The organism is Nocardia carnea (assembly GCF_029868855.1).
Lineage (GTDB): Bacteria > Actinomycetota > Actinomycetes > Mycobacteriales > Mycobacteriaceae > Nocardia > Nocardia carnea_A.
On the sequence record NZ_JARWOV010000280.1, the window covers coordinates 1 to 16,137 of the forward strand.

Sequence of the window (16,137 nt, forward strand, 5' to 3'; positions counted from 1 at the left end):
CCGCTGGGGCGCCTCCCCGGCGTCCACGCCGAGCCGGGCGGCCACCTCGTGCAGTACCGGCAGCTCCGGAAGACCCGCCAGCCCCAGTGCTCCGGACCCCCCTTCGCCCGTGGTCCCCAGATGTCCCAGCTCGATCAGCACACGCGCCAGGCGATTCGAGCGCTCGTCGAACTCCCCATAGGAGAACCGGCCCGTGTGGCGTCGGCGGTCAGCCGAAGATGAGGCCCTTCGCCTGACTGGTGGCCTTGGCAAAACGCTCCTGGACGTCGGCCCAGTTGACCACGTTCCAGAAGGCCTTCACATAATCGGCCTTGACGTTCTTGTACTGCAGGTAGAAGGCGTGCTCCCACATATCGACCTGCAGCAGCGGGATGATGCCGAGCGGGACGTTGGCCTGCTGGTCGTAGAGCTGGAAGGTCAGCAGCTTCTGGCCGAGGGTGTCGTAGCCGAGCACCGCCCAGCCGGAACCCTGCAGACCGTTGGCCGCGGCGGTGAACTGCGCGCGGAACTTGTCGAACGAACCGAACTGATCGTCGATGGCGGCGGCCAGTTCACCGGTCGGCTTGTCGCCGCCGTTGGGGGAGAGGTTCTTCCACCAGATGGAGTGGTTGACGTGACCGCCCAGGTGGAATGCGAGGTTCTTCTCGTGCAGGAAGATGGCGCCGTGATCACCGGCTTCGCGCGCGGCTTCGAGCTTCTCCAGCGCGGTGTTCACCCCGGCGACGTAGGTCGCGTGGTGCTTCGAGTGGTGAATCTCGTTGATCTGCCCGGAGATATGCGGCTCCAGGGCGCCGTAGTCGTAATCCAGATCTGGCAGCGTGTACTCAGCCACGATGTCCCTTCCTTGTCGGGTCGAGCGCGTCCTGTACGGGATGCTCCCGACCATTCGTACACCCGATCGGTCCAACTCGCCCCGACACCCCACCATTCCACATCGGACCGAAACCGACCATTTTTGTTCCGGTCCTGTGATGACCCCACCGCGGTGTGCCCGTGCCGACCTGGTCGAACGCGCGCCGGCGACCGTCGGCGGAAGCTGCCGCGCGGCAGATGATTACCCGGCGGCCCTGCTCCGGGCCACCGGGTAACAGGTCACAGCAAATCGGTCACAGCGGTGGAGCGATACCCGGATGCGAAGCGCGGGGGTCGCCCTTGTCGTGGGCGGCCCACCAGCGCCGCGAACCGGAGACGAGGTCCGGAAGTGGGATGGGTTCCCCGTTCGTGCGCTGTGCGGAAACCGAATCGAACCAGACCCGGATATCGAGCTCGCGCGGATCCACCCCCTCCTCCTGGGAGAACTCCAGGACATGCCGGGAGATGCGGGTATCGATGACGGTGTCGAAACTGAGCAGTTCACTCCACAGTGTCCAGCTGCTGTCGTCCAGGTCGACGAATTCCCAGCCGTGTAGCCGGCTACCGCCGAAACCGGCCACCGCGGCGTCCAGGCCGGCGAGCTCCAGCGGCAGGATTCGCGGTTCCAGATCGTCCCACCGCTGTATCCGCAACGATGCGGCAATTCGGGTGACTCCGTGGAAGATGAGCCGCACCCGTTGGGCATGGGTACCCGGCGTCGCGTCGCCGGTGGATATGCCGGTGATTTGCTCCGGCAGGCTCAGCACCTCGAGGTCGAGTTCCAGTCGTTTGGCCTCGGAATCGACTGTCAATCCCAGGCACCCGGCCTCCGAGAGTGCTTTGTCGAGACCGGCCTTGTCCAATTCGTCGAGTAACCCCCTGGTCGATGTCATGGCGCCAGATTACCGAGATGAGCGCCAGGATCAGGGGATTTTTCATTTTTCCGGTTCCGGTGGAACCGATTCGGCGCCGAGGGCGTCCAACTGGTTATCGGGTCGCGACGGGGCGCGGCTCGATGCGGTGGCCGGACGGCCGCTCCGGGATTTTTTGGAGGGGAGTACCGGATCGGCCGTTCGGGTCCACCGTTACCGCAGGTCGAGCCGTTGATTCGGAAAGCCTGGGATAATGGTGCGCTGAATGGTAGCTGATCGCCTCGGGGTGCGGGCCGAATCATGCATATTACTCATCACTGGGCCGTCCTGCGTGCGATCGGTGCGGGATCGGATCGAGGCGATATCCCGATCCGGCGAATCTTCGGCAGCGCCCGGCGTGTCGGTTCGGTCCGGACAGTTGCGGATCACCCGTCGGTGGTGACCGAGGTGCCCTCCCGGCGCTCGCCCCGGATCCGGCGGCGGTACGGGCGGTTGTGGCAGGATCAGTAACGTGACGAGCTTCGGGGTCCCGTCGGTATCGGTCGAGGCCGTACCGGCCGAATTCGATCAGCCGCCCGGGCAGGCGGAGACGGCTGCCGCCGTCCTGCTCGATGTGCGTGAAGACGACGAGTGGCAGCTCGGGCATGCGCCCGGTGCCGTGCACATCCCGCTATCCGATATTCCGGCGCGCTACGGCGAACTGGATCCCGACGCCGAGCTGTATGTCGTCTGCCGCCAGGGCGGTCGCTCGATGGAGGCGGTCAAGTATCTGGTGAACATCGGATACGAAGCGGTCAACGTGACCGGCGGGATGGTGGCCTGGCAGCAGCTCGGCCGCCCGCTGGCCGGTGAGGGCCCCGGGCCCGCGAAGATCTACTGACGAATTGCGAGGTGCGCGGTGAGTACGGTGGTGCAGCCTTGTGCCCGCTGCGGTACACGCTGGGCGGTGCAGGGTTCGCCGATGCACTGGTGCCCGCGGTGCCGCGGTGTTCTGCTGTCCCCGGGCCCCATCGACGCCCCGCCGCAGCGCCGCAATTATCGCTGGGTCGCCCGCCGGCCCGGCCGTCTCGATCGATCCGGCCGTACCGCTGGATCAGGGCGGATATCCGCCGCGACTCCCCGATACACCGAGATTCCGCGCTGGGGGTTGCGGGACCGCCCGGGCGCCACCGAGCACCACGAACAACCTCGTCCGCTGAGCACGCTCACCCGCTGGGTGTACACCGCCCTGCTGGCCACCGCGGTGCTGTTCGGTCTCGCTGCCGTGGCCGAACTGGGCCGATACCTGATCTTGCTGCGCAACCGCACCCGCCTGATCGAACCGCCGCTGCTGTGGTTCTCCGACGCGCTTGTGAACACCGCCGCGCTCTTCGCGCTGATCATGGCGCTGGTCGCCGCGGCGGCCGCGTTGGGCTGGCTGATCGAGGTGCGTCGCGCCTACTTCGCCGCGGCCGGCCGCCGGGATCCGCGTTCACCACGCACATTGGCGTTGGGTTGCCTGGTTCCGGGGGTGAACCTGGTCTGGCCCGGCGTCTTCCTCTCGGAAATACTCACCGAACGCGATGACCCGCGCCCGCTGCGGGCTGTGCGGATCTGGTGGGGGGTCTGGTTTCTCGGCGGTCTGCTCGCGGTGGCGGCGCTGTACTGGCGGACTGCAGATTCGTTGCAGGCCCAGGCCGACGGCGTGCTGTTCACGGCGCTGACCGATCTCGTCGCGGCCGCTGTCGCGGTGCTGACACTGTGGGTCGTGCGGACGGTCGAAGGGCGCGATCTGCGTGGGCGGGACCGGCTCGCGCACCGCTGGGTGGTGGCCGTGGACCCGGCCACACCGCTGATCGAACCGGTGCACCCCGGTGGTGCCGCTACGGTGAGCACGGCGCCGGACGCCGCATCAGCAGATTCCCGGGACGGTGCCGGCCGAGCAGCACAGGAGGTAGTGGCCCAGTGAGCGAGCACAGCGACCAGTCGGTCCAGGGCCCGCGCGCGCCGTTCGTGGTCGCGCACCGCGGCGCCTCGGCGGCGCGTCCGGAACATACGCTGGCGGCCTACGAACTGGCGTTGGAAGAGGGCGCGGACGGCGTCGAATGCGATGTCCGGCTCACCCGCGACGGTCATCTGGTGTGCGTGCACGACCGCACGGTCGATCGCACCTCCAGCGGTACCGGGTTGGTCAGCGAGCTGACGCTGGCCGAACTGAAAGAACTGGACTTCGGTGACGGGACCCCGGCCGGTGTGCTGACGCTGAGCGAACTCATCGGCCTGGTGCTGGATTGGCGCAGCCGCCCGACGAAACTGTTCATCGAGACCAAACACCCGGTCCGATACGGGTCGCTGGTGGAAAACAAAGTACTGGCGGAATTGCAGCGTTTCGGAATCGCCACGCCGGCGTCGGCAGCCCATTCGCGGGCGGTGGTGATGTCGTTCGCGGCGACCGCGGTCTGGCGGATCCGCCGGGCGGCGCCGTTGCTGCCGACCGTGCTGCTCGGTGAGTCCTCCCGCTATCTGGGCGGTAGTGCGGCGACGACGGTGGGTGCGACCGCCGTGGGCCCCTCGGTGAAAACACTGCGTGAGCATCCGGACCTGGTGGACAAGGCCGCGGCCGCCGGCCGGGCGACCTACTGCTGGACGGTCGACGAACCCGACGATATCGCGCTGTGCGCGGATCTCGGGGTGAGCTGGGTGGCGACGAATCATCCGGGCCGAGCCAAGGCCGTACTCGCCAACCGCTGAGCGCGGGTACTCGTCGGCATTGATACCGAGTGGCCTGCGGCCGGCGGGCCGGTACGCCGTGTAATTTGACCAGCCGTGGGTAAGAGCAAACGCAATAGTCCGAAACCCGGCGGCAACCGGGCCCAGCGTCTGGCCGAGCGGCGGGCGGCGTTGCAGGAGGCCGAAGCGGCCGTCGCCCGTCCTTTCGAGGGGTTGGCCGCCGAATGCGACCTGGTCGCGCTGCGCGAGTTCGTGCCGTCGGCGACCGCCGAGCTGGCGCTTGCTCCCGGTGTCGCCGCCGAGCGCCCGGTAGTCCTGGCGACGGTTCTGCCGGGTGCGGTGGCAGCGCTGGTCCGTGCCGCCGATACACCGACCGGCTACGTCGGTGTGCAGGTACAGGCTCCGACGGCGGACCCGGCCGCGTATATCGCGGCCTCGATTCTGTGGTCACAATCCGCCGAACCCGGTGATTCGCTTGCCATAGCGAATGCCGCACCCGGCGGGCCCGCGCTTTCCGATGTGATCGTGGCCGACGCGGCACTGGATCTGGTTGTGCACCAGGATTTCGATTGGTGGGTGCCGGAAGGGGTGCAGCCCGATCCGCAGATCGCCGCCACCATCGAGCAGGCCAAAGAGGCCATCATGCCGTCGGATCGGCTGGAACTGGGCCCCGAGGCGATCGGTGCGCCCTGGTGGGTGGATGCCGGCGAGAAGGCTCACCTGCGCTGGGTCCGGCCGGAGTCCGAAGACGATTTGATGCTGGCACTGGCCCGGCTGCACGCGGCGGGAGGTCTGCACCTCGGCGAGGGTTCGCGTTTCGCTGGTTCGTTCCGCACCCACGGGCTGCTGGTGCCGGTCTTCGATCTCGACCCCGAGCGTCATGTGAGCGAGTGGGCAACTCCGGCAACCGAATTCGGGGAGCGTCTGGCCGAGGCGCTGGCGGTCGACACCCCGCTGACCTCGGAGCAGCGGCGCTCACGGGACGGGCTGCGGTCACGTCAGGTAACTCTCCGCTGAATAAAACGGAGAAATTTCCGAAAAACTCTTTTTTCCGAAGCTGATCTCGGCTAGGTTTCAGGGGTCGCCGTTTCTGGAACCCCCGGCGACGAACGTCAGCCGACACACGACCCGGCGCCGGCTGACGTGCTGGAGCATCGGCCGCCCGACCTCGGCGCAGTAGGCCGGGACGGCCGATGCTCCCATTTCATCACCCGGGAAACAGTCCACAGGCCCCGTCCGAGACCTCCGCATTGCGGCGGATGCTCGGTTTCGGGGCCGGGCTGTTCGGTTCTGTCAGATGTGACCGCCGGCCACCGACGGCGAGCCCGGCGCGTAGGTCGGGTCGTCGCTCATCTCGCGGGCGATGAACTCCTCGAGGTCGAACAGGTTCGAACCGGCGCGGTCGGCGACGGTCAGCAGCGTGGTCATCTTCGCGACCTCCTCGACCTGCTCCTTGAGGAACCACTGCATGAACTGCTCGCCCAGATAATCGCCTTCTTCGCGGGCGGTGCTCGCCAGCTGAACAATCTGGTCGGTAACGTTCTTCTCCTGATCGAGTGCCAGCGCGATCGGTTCGCGGGCATTCTCGAAATGCGACTTTGCTGCGTCGACGCCGGAAATATCGACGCTGATATCCCGATCCAGGAAATACTGGACGATCATCATCGCGTGATTGCGTTCCTCGACCGCCTGCGCGTAGAACCGCTTCGCCAGTTGGGGCAGGTCGGCGTTGTCGTACCACACGGCGATGGCAATGTACTGGTGCTCGGCGTTGAACTCGTGCCGAATTTGATCGTGCAGCAATCCATGGAATTTGCTGCGGGGGCTCTCCGGATGATTGGACATGCCTTGACATTAACGCCGCAAAGGGGCTATGTCATCCAAGTGCAGCCTTATTGAGGCTAGTGTTGCCTTATTCGAATGAGGATAGTATTGCCTTATTTATTTCTGCTCGCTCCGGCCATTTTCGGCACCGAGCTGTTCGTTTGCGGTGCGACCGTGCCCAGCTCGCGGGCCACGAACTCCTCGACATCGAACAAATTCCCGGCTGAGCGATCGATCACAGCCAGCAATGTCGACATACCAGCCACATCCTGCTGCTGGCACTCGAGCAGCCAGCTCATGAATTGTTCGCCGAGGAAATCCGCCCATTCCCGGGCGACCTTGGCGAGTTCGGTGACCTGATCGGTCAGTGTCTGCTCCCGGGCCAGCAGGAAAGCCACTGCGGCACGAGGTGATTCGAAGGTCTGGCGCACCTCGCCGAGACCGCCGATGGTGATCTCGAGATCCCGGTCGATCAGATACTGGACGATCCGCAGCGCATGCCCGCGCTGCTGTTCCGACCGTCCGTAGCAATGCGCGGCCAGCCGTGGCAATCGCTGGATATCGAAGTACACCGCCGCGGCCAGATACTGCTGGGACGCGGTGAGCCCGTGCTGGACCTGGGCCCGTAGCAGGGCGATGAACGGCTGGGCCAGGTCGCTGTCGTGCATGTACCGATTATCGCGCGCCTGCGGACGGACCCGGGGGCCGGGCCGGAACGGACGTCGTCGCCGGACCCGGCGGACTCACTCGGCGATGAGCTCCGCCGGAATGGGGTCGCCGTTGGCCAGTGCTTCGAAGAAGCGACCGGCATCGGGTTTCGCCCACAACAGGACGTTGCCGCTCGCGGTATCGGTGAACCCACCCACCGGGACAGTCGTCGCCAGGGTGTCACCTCGCAACGACCAGCCCAGCCGGGCGAGATCCCAGATATGGTCACCGGAATCGACGGTCAGCGAGCGCGCGGTATTACTGGCCATGGGCCACAGCGCGAACGGGTTGGCCAGGGTGGCCGGGCTGGTCGCCTTCTCCAGCAATGCCGAGAGGAACAGTCGCTGGTTGTTCATCCGATCGATATCGGCCAGCGCGGTCGCCCGGCTGCGTACGAAACCGAGCGCCTCGGGGCCGTTCAATTCCTGACAGCCCGCGGGGATATCGATACCGGCCAGCGGATCGTTGATGGCCTGCGGTACGCACACATCGATACCGCCCAGCCCGTCCACCACGCCCGCGAAACCGGCGAAACCGATCTCGGCGTAATGATCGATACGCAGACCGGTCGCGATCTCCACGGTCTGGGTCAGCAGGGGTGCCCCGCCGAAAGCGAACGCGGCGTTGAGTTTGTCCTGGCCGTAGCCCGGGATACCGACGTAGGAATCGCGCGGCAGGCTCACCAAGGTGGTACGTCCCGAGGGGGGGATATGCACCAGGATGATGGTGTCGGTGCGCGGGTCTCCGACGTCGCCGCCCGTGGCCAGGCCCTGGGCCTGTTCGTCGGAGAGGCCGGCCCGGCTGTCCGACCCCACCAGCAGCCAGTTGGTACCCGCGGTGTTACCCACCCGGTCTTCGTAGTCGCCGAGCGCGTCGATCCGGGTGAGCGCACCGTCGAGTTTCACGACCGCGTACACCAGCGCGGTGACCAGTACCAGCAGGAAAACCAGAACCCATCGGCCGATATGGCGTTTCCGGCGGCGCCGCGGTTGCGGGGCGGCACCGCCGTACGGCGCATCCCTTCCCGGTGGCGGTGGCCGCCTGCGCCCACCGCGGCCCGGAACCGGGCGCTGGGTGGGTGCGTACTCGGTTTCGCGGTAAGGCACCGGCCGCTGGGTGGGGGCGTGCGTGGGTGGGCCGGGTTTCCCGCCACGCCCCGGCGCGGGTCGCCCGGGTGCAGCCTGCCGCCCTTCGGGGGCCTGCGAATAGGCGCGGGGCGGCTCATAACGTTCGGTCGGTCTGCCGCCGCGGACGGGGCCCGGACCGCGGCGGATGACCTGCGGCGGTTCGACCGGTGGCCGCCCGCTGGGCGGCGGAGGTGGCGGGACGGGCCGGCGCGCGGGGCCTCGTCCGGGTGCTCCACTGTGCGGCGGCACCCGGCGGATCCGTGGGTCGTCGCCGTTCATCATCATCAGACTGTACTTATCGTTCTCGCCGGCGCTCGTCAGCGCCGGGGTCGTCCTTGCTTCGCCCCAGGTGGGGGCGCCGATCATGTCCAGCGGGGTTACGCGCTGGTCGTCACGGCAGCCATGACACCCGCCCACGCAGCACCCCGTAGCCGATGTAGGCCACCACATCGATCACCGCGTGCGCGATGACCAAGGGCCACAGCCGGCCGGTGCGCTGCCAATACCGCCCGAAGATCACGCCCATCACGACGTTGCCGATTCCCCCGCCGATTCCCTGATACAGGTGGTAGCTGCCACGCAGCAGCGCCGAAGCAACCAGCGCGGAATTGTCCGACCAACCCAGTGCGCGCAGCCTGGTCAGCAGATAGGCGACCACCACGATTTCCTCGGCCCCCGAATTCGCGAGGGCGGAAAGTATCAGCGCCGGCATTCGCCACCAATGGTCGGCCAGTGCGTCCGGCACGATGGTCACATTGATCCCCAGACCCTGGGCGATGAGATAAAGGCCCAAGCCGGGAAGCCCGATCGTCGCCGCCAGCACCAGCCCGTGCCACAGGTCGGGCCGCAAACGCATCCGGGCCAGCCCGATCGCCCGGGGTCCCAGTCCACTGCGCCACAGCAGGTACAGCGCCAGTCCCGCCCATGCGGCCAAACGCAGCACACCGAGCAGCTGGAACAGCAGGTCCAGCAGCGACTGGGTCGTCCGTGACGAGTTCAACGCGACGGTCTGCTCACCGACACCACCCGGGGCCAGCGCGCTCTCCAACAGTGACAATGCTGCGTTGATCCCGCTGAGACCGAAGGTGACGCCCAGGACGACGAGGATTTCGAGCCGGATCGCCCGTTGTTCGCGCACCGGGTCACCGACGGTCCAACCGCTTTCGCTCATGTACCGAACTTATGGGCCTACTGTCCGCGCGTGTGGCCGGAGGTGTGCGGACCCGCCGGTCCGGGTCGCCGGTTCAAATCGAGCGCAGGCCGTTGAGAAATGGGCAACCGGCGAGGGTGCGGACCGCGCGGCCGAGCGCCTCGACATCTTCGGCGGGAGTGGCGAAGGGCAGGCGGAAATCGTGGTCGCCGTCGATTCCTTCGATACGCAGGGTGAGGCCGTAGCGATCGATGGCCAGCGGGTGGATCCGGCCGTGGCGCAGCCTGGCCGGCAGATGCCGGGCCAACTGCGCGACCACGTCGGCGTGATCGGCGTCCAGATGCTGCAGCCAGGCCGATTCCATCCCGCAGAACGGGTCGGGGGTGGCGAGCCGCAGATCGTCGACGCAGACCGATTCCGCGCCGGCCGAATCGGCGACGACCGCCGAATTCAACACCAACCGGAGCAGGGTGGTGGTGTGGCCGATATCGAGCAGGCCGGGGTGTGGATGCTCCTCCGCGACCGCGGTGACCAGGGTGCGCTGGGCACGCGTGGGCACCGCCCGGATCCAGCCGCGCAGCCATACGAGCGCCCGGACCGGTTCGCGCAGTGGCAGCGGCGCATGGTCGGTGAGCTCCAGAACAGCGGGCGCGCCCGCGACCTGTTCCTGGGCCGCGAGGACCGCGGCGCTCTCGTTCGGTACCGCGATCACCACATCGCCGCACTGGCGCAGATAGTGCACCGGGACAGGGATCGGGCCGGCGCCCGGCAGCGCGAGAACGGCCTGTTCGGCGTTTGCGCAGGAGCTGCGGACGCGTTCGGCGGTGGACGGGGCGGGGGCGGTCGGCGCCATCGGTACCTCCAGTGCGGGCGTACCCGACTTCACAATCAGTAATTAGGTAAACCTAAGCTAAGTTAAACTCGGATGTGGCGCAAGAGGTTCGCCGCGAGCCGGCGAGGTCTTGCAGCCGGCGGCCGGGGCCGGGCAGCCTCGGACTGTGTCGTCCTGCCTACGATCGAAGGGTGGTCGCGAGTGAGTCCGAACCGGTAATGGTGGAGCTGACGGTCCCCAAACGCGTTGTCGAACGCGGACTGGTGGACGGCCTGATCGTGCCGACGGGGCAATTCCCCGGCGAACGCCGCCTGGACCCGGCCCTGCCGGACGAACACATCGCCGACTTCCTGGCCGCGGCCGCCCACCGCCCGGATGGTTTCGTTGCCCACGCCGAGGACGGACCAGGCGCCCTGGCGGTTCTCGCCGGCACGGCCGCCGCCCTGTGCGGCGAAGATATCCGAAAGGCGTTGAACAGCCCGGATACCGTGTTCTTGGCAGAGCTGTCCAGCGGCGCCGTGGACGCCGTCCGGGAAATACTGCTCGGGATCGAGAGTGATACGCCTGCAGAAGTGGAACGCACGCTCCGTGCGGCCCTGCGGCCGAAAGAGGCTGCCGACTGACCTCCGTGCCACCCGCGCGGAGTTCCGCGACCACGTATTCCGGTGCTCGATACCGCAGGCGAGCACACGGCCCGCACAAGTAGGCTCGTAGCCGTGCCGCGTATCGCCTATTTCGGCCCGTCCGGAACATTCACCGAGATGGCCCTCGCCGAATTCGAGAGCTCGGGGTCCTTCGACGGGCCGGTCGAGCGGATCGCCGCCCCCAGTCAGTCTGCCGCCCTGGACCTGGTACGTGCGGGGGCCGTGGCCGCGGCGGTGGTACCGATCGAGAGTTCGGTGGAGGGTTCCATCTCGGCCACCCTGGACTCGCTGGCCATCGGACCGCGGTTGCAGATCATCGCCGAAACCGAACTGGAAGTGACGTTCACCATCCTTGCCCGGCCGGGAACCGATATCGCCGCCGTCCGGTCGCTGGCCGCCTACCCGGTCGCGCTGGCGCAGGTCCGCAACTGGGTGGCCGATACCTGGACCGATATCTCGATCCACACTTCGAACTCGAACGCCGCGGCAGCGGAGGACGTCCGCGACGGGCTCGCCGACGCCGCCGTATCCACCGCACTGGCAGGGGAGCGCCTCGGGTTGGCGGTACTCGCCGCCGGGGTTGCCGACCACGACCGGGCCGTCACCCGTTTCGTACTGGTCACCGCACCGCGCGTCGCGCCGGCCCCCACCGGCAGCGACCGCACCTCGATCGTGATCGAGGAACTGCCGAACCTGCCCGGCTCTCTCATGCGTGCCTTCGCCGAATTCTCCACCCGGGGGATCGATCTCACCCGTATCGAATCCCGGCCCACTCGAACCGGTATGGGCACCTACCGCTTCTACCTCGACTGCGTCGGCCATATCGAAGACGCCGCGGTGGCCGAGGCATTGAAGGCGCTGCACCGCACGGCACGTATCCGTTTCCTCGGTTCCTGGCCCGCCACCTCCGCGAACGGCACCCCGCCGCCGTCGGATGAGGATGCAGCGCTCTGGTTGACCCAGCTACGCAAAGGGGTGGCCGACCTGTGACCGCCAAACTCATCCTGGTCCGGCACGGTGAAACCGAAGGTAACGTCGCCAAGATCCTGGACACCAAACTGCCCGGCCTGCCGCTCACCGAACGCGGTGCCGCCCAGGCCAAGGCCTTCGGCGAGGGACTACTGACCCCGCCGCGGGCCCTCTTCCATTCCCATGCGCTGCGTGCCCGTCAGACCGCCGGCTATATCGAGGCGGCCACCGGAGTGCGCGCGATAGCACGCGACGATGTGCACGAGGTGCAACTGGGCGATCTGGACGGATCGGCCAGTCCGGAAGCCCACGAACAGTTCCAGGCGATCTACCGGTCCTGGCACGAGGGCAGGCTGACCGAACGCGTCCCGGGCGGTGAATCGGGTCGCGATGTGCTCGACCGCTTCATTCCGGTAATCGCTGATCTACGTGCGGAATTCCTTTTGGAAACCGGTGGCAGCGGCGATGTTCTCGTGGTGACGCACGGCGCGGCCATGCGGTTGCTCGGCCGCGAACTGGCCGGGGTTGCCCCGCCCTTCACCACCAACAATCACCTGGACAACACCGAGACGATCGAATTGGTCGCACTGCCCGGCGGTGGCTGGGAATGCGTCCGCTGGGGGCGGTTCACCCCGCCGTTCGGCGGTAAGGCCGAATTCGGCGCCGACGATCCCATGGGCTAGCGAAGAGTCGCCCTGCGCCGGAACATACACGGGCCTTGGTCGTGTGCCGCGGATACGACCAAAGACCAGCATGCCGCCGTCTTGCGAGAGAATTTTCGCCGACGGTCCACGAGGGCGATCGGGTGGCATCTTTCCGGGGGAGTAGAACCGCACCTGTGGATACGGTTCCACTCCCTGCCGCGCCCGGATAAGCCCGTCTGCTCCGCCCTGCTCGGGGCCTCGCGACTCGGTTTCTACAGGCCGGTCCGTTCAGGCGAGCGCAGGGTTTCGTGGAAACTCCGAACGTTCCGGCAGCGAATTGATCAGGTCCTGTAGGGCGATTCGCAGCCGGGCATCCGTACCGCTGCTGAACGACGTCCATTTGGTTCCGTCGTCCGCGACGCTGGCGGTGGCGATGAAACGTCCCGCCCGCGTATTGAATACGGCGATATGGTTGTCGGCGACATCGCGACTCGCGTCCCCGTAGACGACGCCGACGATTTCGGCGTGCGATTCACAATGCGCCATGGCCGATGCGATGGTCTGCGCATCCCGGGCGGGGTTGCCCACCTTCGCCAGCCGGGCCGCAGTGGCCGCCGGATCGCCGGCGTCGTCGAAAATCGGCACGAGTTGTTCGGTGGGCGCGTTCATCCCGGTCAGCTCCAGCGGTTCGGCGTGGCCGAGTGCCGCGATCACCGGACCGGGCAGATCCTCGCCCGCTTCGTCGATCATGTACGACTCCGGCCCGCGGAGCGCGATGGTCACCAGGTCATCGCCTTTCGCCAGGCACATCCGGCTCGCCTGGCCGCCGACGAAGAGTCGTAACGCGACCACCCAGTGCGGCCGGTACAGGCCGCGAAGCCGGTCGGCCAGGTCGGGATGGATACGATCGCCGTCGAGCAGCTCCCGTTCGACGAGCAACTGCTCGGCGGCGTTCATCGCTCTGTCGTGATCGACCTCGTTGTCGTAGCGACCCCGGGCGTCGAGCACGACGGGAACCTCGTCGATCTCCAGTTTCTCCAGGAGATACTGCATTTCGTCGAGCGATAGGCCGACCGCTGCCAGCATGGACGGCCCGCGCCCCGCACCCAGCACCGTCACTTGTCCGACCGTGTGGGTTCGGCGCCGATAACGCCGTCCGCGATGTAGCGACCGTCGGCGAAGTGATCACCGCGCAGGTAATCGGCCGCGTCGTGGTCCTGATCGTCCTCGCCGTTGGCGCGGGCATTACCCAGAAGCGGGCTCCCGGTGGTACCGGGGCCGGTGGGACGCACGGGGGCGGCCTCACCGCGCGCTACGGCGACGGATTCGCCGGCGGGCGCGCCGCCTGCGGGCGGTGCCCCCCAACCCTCGGGCACCTTGAACGCACTGTTGTTCGGACCCAGGGCCGAGCTGGGCATACCTCCGGCCCGGGTGGTGGCCGCGGCCGTGGACGCCGCCACCGCGCCGGTCACCACGCCCGGAAGCGGCCCCATCGAGGCCGGCGCCGAGGTGGTGGTGGCCGCAGCGATGGCATTGGCGCCCAGATTGCCGACCGTGGTGACACCGGTACTCGCCACCGAGCCGGCGACATTCGCCGCCTGGGTCACCGCGCTCGCGATCCCGGGGTTCTGTGCCAGCGCACTACCCGCCGCGGCCAGCATCTTCACCGGATCGCCGTTGGCTTCCTTCATGGCATCCTCGGCGGGGCCCGGATCGGCCACCCCGGCGCCGTTGGCGATCGGCGGCGGGTTGATGAACTCACCCGGCGTCAGCACCAGCGCCGTAATGGCCGCCTCGTAGGTCTCCATGGTGAGTGCGGCGCGCAGATCCAGTGCCGCCTTGGCCGCTTCCGCGATCTCGGAGCTGCCGTTGAGCACGCCACCGGTGCTGTGCGCCGCGACGCGGGCCGCGTTCACGGCCGCGATCTCCGGCAGGCTCGGCATGGCGATGGAGGCGACGGTGTATGCGGTGGCCTGCGAGGCGGCCTTGGTGCCCAGTGCTGCGGCCATGGCACCCTGCTGCTGCGCCCAGCCGGTGAAACCGACGAGGCGGGCCAGGGCGCCGATACCGTTGACGCTCTGCATACCGACGCCGAGTTCGGCCATCACCCGGACCACCGTGGCATTGGCATCCACCCATGCTCCGGTGAGTGCACCCCATGCGGTGGCGGCCGCCGACATCGGGATGGCGTGTGATCCCGCGTTCAGCGCGATCGAATTCCCCTCGGCGAGTCTGGGCAGCCAGAACACCCCGGTGATACCTGCGGTCATGCTTGTTTCTCCCCTTGTGAACTATCGCTGATACTTCGGCGGTCGCGCCACGCGCGCTCGTGGTCTGCGCCGCGGTGCGGCGCGTTTGCGATCATCGGTGGCTAGACGCTGATCGCGCCGAACGGTGCGCCGGTGAGCGCCAGTACACCGGCCGAAGCGGCGTCCTGGGCGAGGTATCCGGCGAGCTGGGTACGCAGGATCGCGGCGGTGTGGTGCAGTTCGAGAACTGCCTGCGCCAGCGAGGTCTGGTGGGTGGCCGCGCCTTTGTTCATATGCATCGCACCGTGTATCGACGCCTCGTCGGCTCCGGACGGCGCGACATAGGTGGCGGGTACGGTGGCCGCGGCGACTCCGGCCAGCCGGTCGGCGAGCAGGTCCAGTTCGACCGCGGCGGCAAGGATGAGCTCAGGTGTGACGCCGACATTGCCTATCATGTCCTCGACTCCTTCTTGTGGCGGCTCTTGGGCGGAACCACGAGAATTCCCCCTACGAGTACATTGGACGCGATACCCCCGCGAGCGGTTCCCTCGAATCCAGAACTTCTTTCGGTACGGTCCGGCGCCGTGCCCGTGCATCCCCTGCCGGCGCGTCGCGTAGACCAGGCTTAGCTTAACCCCATCCCAGCTGATGGAGCCGGTCTTCGTCAATCCCGAAATAGTGTGCGATTTCGTGGATCACGGTGATCCGCACCTCCTCCACCACTTCGTCCTCGTCGGCGCAGATCGACAACAGGGCCTCCCGATAGATCGTGATCGTGTCGGGAAGCGAACCGCCGTAATGACTGTCGCGCTCGGTGAGTGCGATCCCGTGGTAGAGCCCCAGTAGGTGCGGATCGTCGGGATTACGCGGTTCGATCAGCACGACCACGTTGTCGATGGCCCGGGACAGCTCCGGCGGGATGAGGTCCAGCGCGTCCCCGACGAGCTCTTCGAAACGGGTCTCCGACATGGTTACCGGCACAGTGCGTTCCGCCTCAGCGCGGCGCGGGCCGCGGTTCCGGCTGCGGGGGCAGCGGTGCCGCGCCCGGCAGCGGGGTGGGGGTGGAGCGGCCCGAATTCGGCGGCGGCACCGGCTCCTGGCCGTCGATCAGGATGCGGCCGCGGGCCGGGCCCACGATCGGCGCGAAACCCTCCTGATCCGCGCCTTTTCCGATCATGCAGTTCAACTTCCGGCTACCGGCCAGCCAGCTGCGCGCATCGATGAAATCGAAGAACACCGTCAGCGTCTTGTCCCGCAGCACATGCGGGCCGCCGAGATAGTCGTTGGTGGTCCGGCCGCATTCCTCCTCCAGGAATCTGTCCTGGTCCTCCTTGGACGGCGGCCCGCCGGGGAATCGTGCGGACAGATCGACGGTGGAGGCGATTTCGACCGCGTGTTCCTGGGTGCAGTCGACGGGATCGGTCGGCAGATTCTGGCTGATCCCGAGGCATACACCCGGCTCGTACACCTTGGACTGGTGGGGGGAGGCGGCCCCGGGCCGGATTGGGGGGCGGGGTTAAAAAAAAAAAGGGGAAAAAAGAACACCCCCCCGGGAGG

General features: G+C 67.4%; 19 protein-coding genes. 7 read left to right on the forward strand and 12 right to left on the reverse strand.

Annotated features, from left to right (window positions below):
• Positions 1–208 precede the first annotated feature (208 nt).
• Together QH195_RS28870 and QH195_RS28875 are read right to left on the reverse strand one after the other, a co-directional pair.
• A complete protein-coding gene (locus QH195_RS28870; RefSeq protein ID WP_033243809.1) occupies positions 209–832 on the reverse strand; it encodes a superoxide dismutase in 624 nt (207 codons plus the stop codon).
• Between the two features lie 274 nt (positions 833–1,106).
• Complete coding sequence (locus QH195_RS28875) at positions 1,107–1,745, reverse strand: hypothetical protein (protein WP_280437717.1); 639 nt, start codon at positions 1,743–1,745, stop codon at positions 1,107–1,109.
• A gap of 490 nt (positions 1,746–2,235) precedes the next feature.
• Here QH195_RS28875 and QH195_RS28880 point away from each other — a divergent pair, with 490 nt between their 5' ends.
• From QH195_RS28880 to QH195_RS28895, 4 genes are all read left to right on the forward strand, one after another.
• A complete protein-coding gene (locus tag QH195_RS28880) occupies positions 2,236–2,604 on the forward strand; it encodes a rhodanese-like domain-containing protein (RefSeq protein WP_280420603.1) in 369 nt (122 codons plus the stop codon).
• An 18-nt stretch (positions 2,605–2,622) separates the two neighbouring features.
• A complete protein-coding gene (locus QH195_RS28885; protein ID WP_280437718.1) occupies positions 2,623–3,672 on the forward strand; it encodes a DUF4328 domain-containing protein in 1,050 nt (349 codons plus the stop codon).
• Positions 3,669–4,454, forward strand: a complete 786-nt coding sequence (locus QH195_RS28890; RefSeq protein WP_280420605.1) for a glycerophosphodiester phosphodiesterase — start codon at positions 3,669–3,671, stop codon at positions 4,452–4,454. Before QH195_RS28885 ends, QH195_RS28890 begins: the two co-directional genes overlap by 4 nt.
• A gap of 75 nt (positions 4,455–4,529) precedes the next feature.
• Entirely contained in the window at positions 4,530–5,450 is a 921-nt protein-coding gene (locus QH195_RS28895) for a DUF5926 family protein (RefSeq protein WP_280437719.1), read from the forward strand.
• A 276-nt stretch (positions 5,451–5,726) separates the two neighbouring features.
• Here QH195_RS28895 and QH195_RS28900 read toward each other — a convergent pair whose 3' ends face one another.
• From QH195_RS28900 to QH195_RS28920, 5 genes are all read right to left on the reverse strand, one after another.
• Complete coding sequence (locus QH195_RS28900) at positions 5,727–6,278, reverse strand: ferritin (protein ID WP_280420607.1); 552 nt, start codon at positions 6,276–6,278, stop codon at positions 5,727–5,729.
• A 92-nt stretch (positions 6,279–6,370) separates the two neighbouring features.
• On the reverse strand, positions 6,371–6,925 hold the full coding sequence (locus QH195_RS28905) for a ferritin (protein ID WP_280420608.1): 555 nt from the start codon (positions 6,923–6,925) through the stop codon (positions 6,371–6,373).
• A gap of 75 nt (positions 6,926–7,000) precedes the next feature.
• Positions 7,001–8,371: an LCP family protein gene (locus QH195_RS28910; protein ID WP_280420617.1), complete on the reverse strand. Its 1,371-nt coding sequence runs from the start codon at positions 8,369–8,371 to the stop codon at positions 7,001–7,003.
• Positions 8,372–8,483: 112 nt separating this feature from the next.
• Positions 8,484–9,263, reverse strand: coding sequence for a CPBP family intramembrane glutamic endopeptidase (locus QH195_RS28915; RefSeq protein ID WP_280437720.1), 780 nt, complete (start codon positions 9,261–9,263; stop codon positions 8,484–8,486).
• A gap of 73 nt (positions 9,264–9,336) precedes the next feature.
• Positions 9,337–10,095 carry a DUF2470 domain-containing protein gene (locus QH195_RS28920; RefSeq protein ID WP_280437721.1) on the reverse strand — a complete coding sequence of 253 codons (759 nt, stop codon included), beginning with the start codon at positions 10,093–10,095 and terminating at the stop codon, positions 9,337–9,339.
• Positions 10,096–10,265: 170 nt separating this feature from the next.
• On the opposite strand from QH195_RS28920, the gene QH195_RS28925 reads away from it, so the two are divergent.
• From QH195_RS28925 to QH195_RS28935, 3 genes are all read left to right on the forward strand, one after another.
• Positions 10,266–10,697 (forward strand): hypothetical protein, encoded by a 432-nt coding sequence (locus QH195_RS28925; protein ID WP_280437722.1) that lies wholly within the window; start codon positions 10,266–10,268, stop codon positions 10,695–10,697.
• Between the two features lie 93 nt (positions 10,698–10,790).
• Positions 10,791–11,708 carry a prephenate dehydratase gene (gene pheA, locus QH195_RS28930; protein ID WP_280420612.1) on the forward strand — a complete coding sequence of 306 codons (918 nt, stop codon included), beginning with the start codon at positions 10,791–10,793 and terminating at the stop codon, positions 11,706–11,708.
• Positions 11,705–12,370 carry a histidine phosphatase family protein gene (locus QH195_RS28935; protein ID WP_280420613.1) on the forward strand — a complete coding sequence of 222 codons (666 nt, stop codon included), beginning with the start codon at positions 11,705–11,707 and terminating at the stop codon, positions 12,368–12,370. Before pheA ends, QH195_RS28935 begins: the two co-directional genes overlap by 4 nt.
• Before the next feature lie 249 nt (positions 12,371–12,619).
• Here the strand turns inward: QH195_RS28935 and QH195_RS28940 are convergent, their stop codons facing one another.
• The 5 genes from QH195_RS28940 to QH195_RS28960 form a co-directional block, all read right to left on the reverse strand.
• Positions 12,620–13,450, reverse strand: a complete 831-nt coding sequence (locus QH195_RS28940) for an ESX secretion-associated protein EspG (protein ID WP_280437723.1) — start codon at positions 13,448–13,450, stop codon at positions 12,620–12,622.
• Entirely contained in the window at positions 13,447–14,601 is a 1,155-nt protein-coding gene (locus tag QH195_RS28945; RefSeq protein ID WP_280437724.1) for a PPE domain-containing protein, read from the reverse strand. The genes QH195_RS28940 and QH195_RS28945 overlap by 4 nt, the downstream gene beginning before the upstream one ends.
• Positions 14,602–14,702: 101 nt before the next feature.
• Positions 14,703–15,035 carry a PE family protein gene (locus QH195_RS28950; RefSeq protein ID WP_033243822.1) on the reverse strand — a complete coding sequence of 111 codons (333 nt, stop codon included), beginning with the start codon at positions 15,033–15,035 and terminating at the stop codon, positions 14,703–14,705.
• A gap of 175 nt (positions 15,036–15,210) precedes the next feature.
• Complete coding sequence (locus QH195_RS28955; RefSeq protein WP_062971716.1) at positions 15,211–15,549, reverse strand: metallopeptidase family protein; 339 nt, start codon at positions 15,547–15,549, stop codon at positions 15,211–15,213.
• Between the two features lie 25 nt (positions 15,550–15,574).
• Positions 15,575–16,084: a septum formation family protein gene (locus QH195_RS28960; protein ID WP_432278861.1), complete on the reverse strand. Its 510-nt coding sequence runs from the start codon at positions 16,082–16,084 to the stop codon at positions 15,575–15,577.
• Positions 16,085–16,137 lie beyond the last annotated feature (53 nt).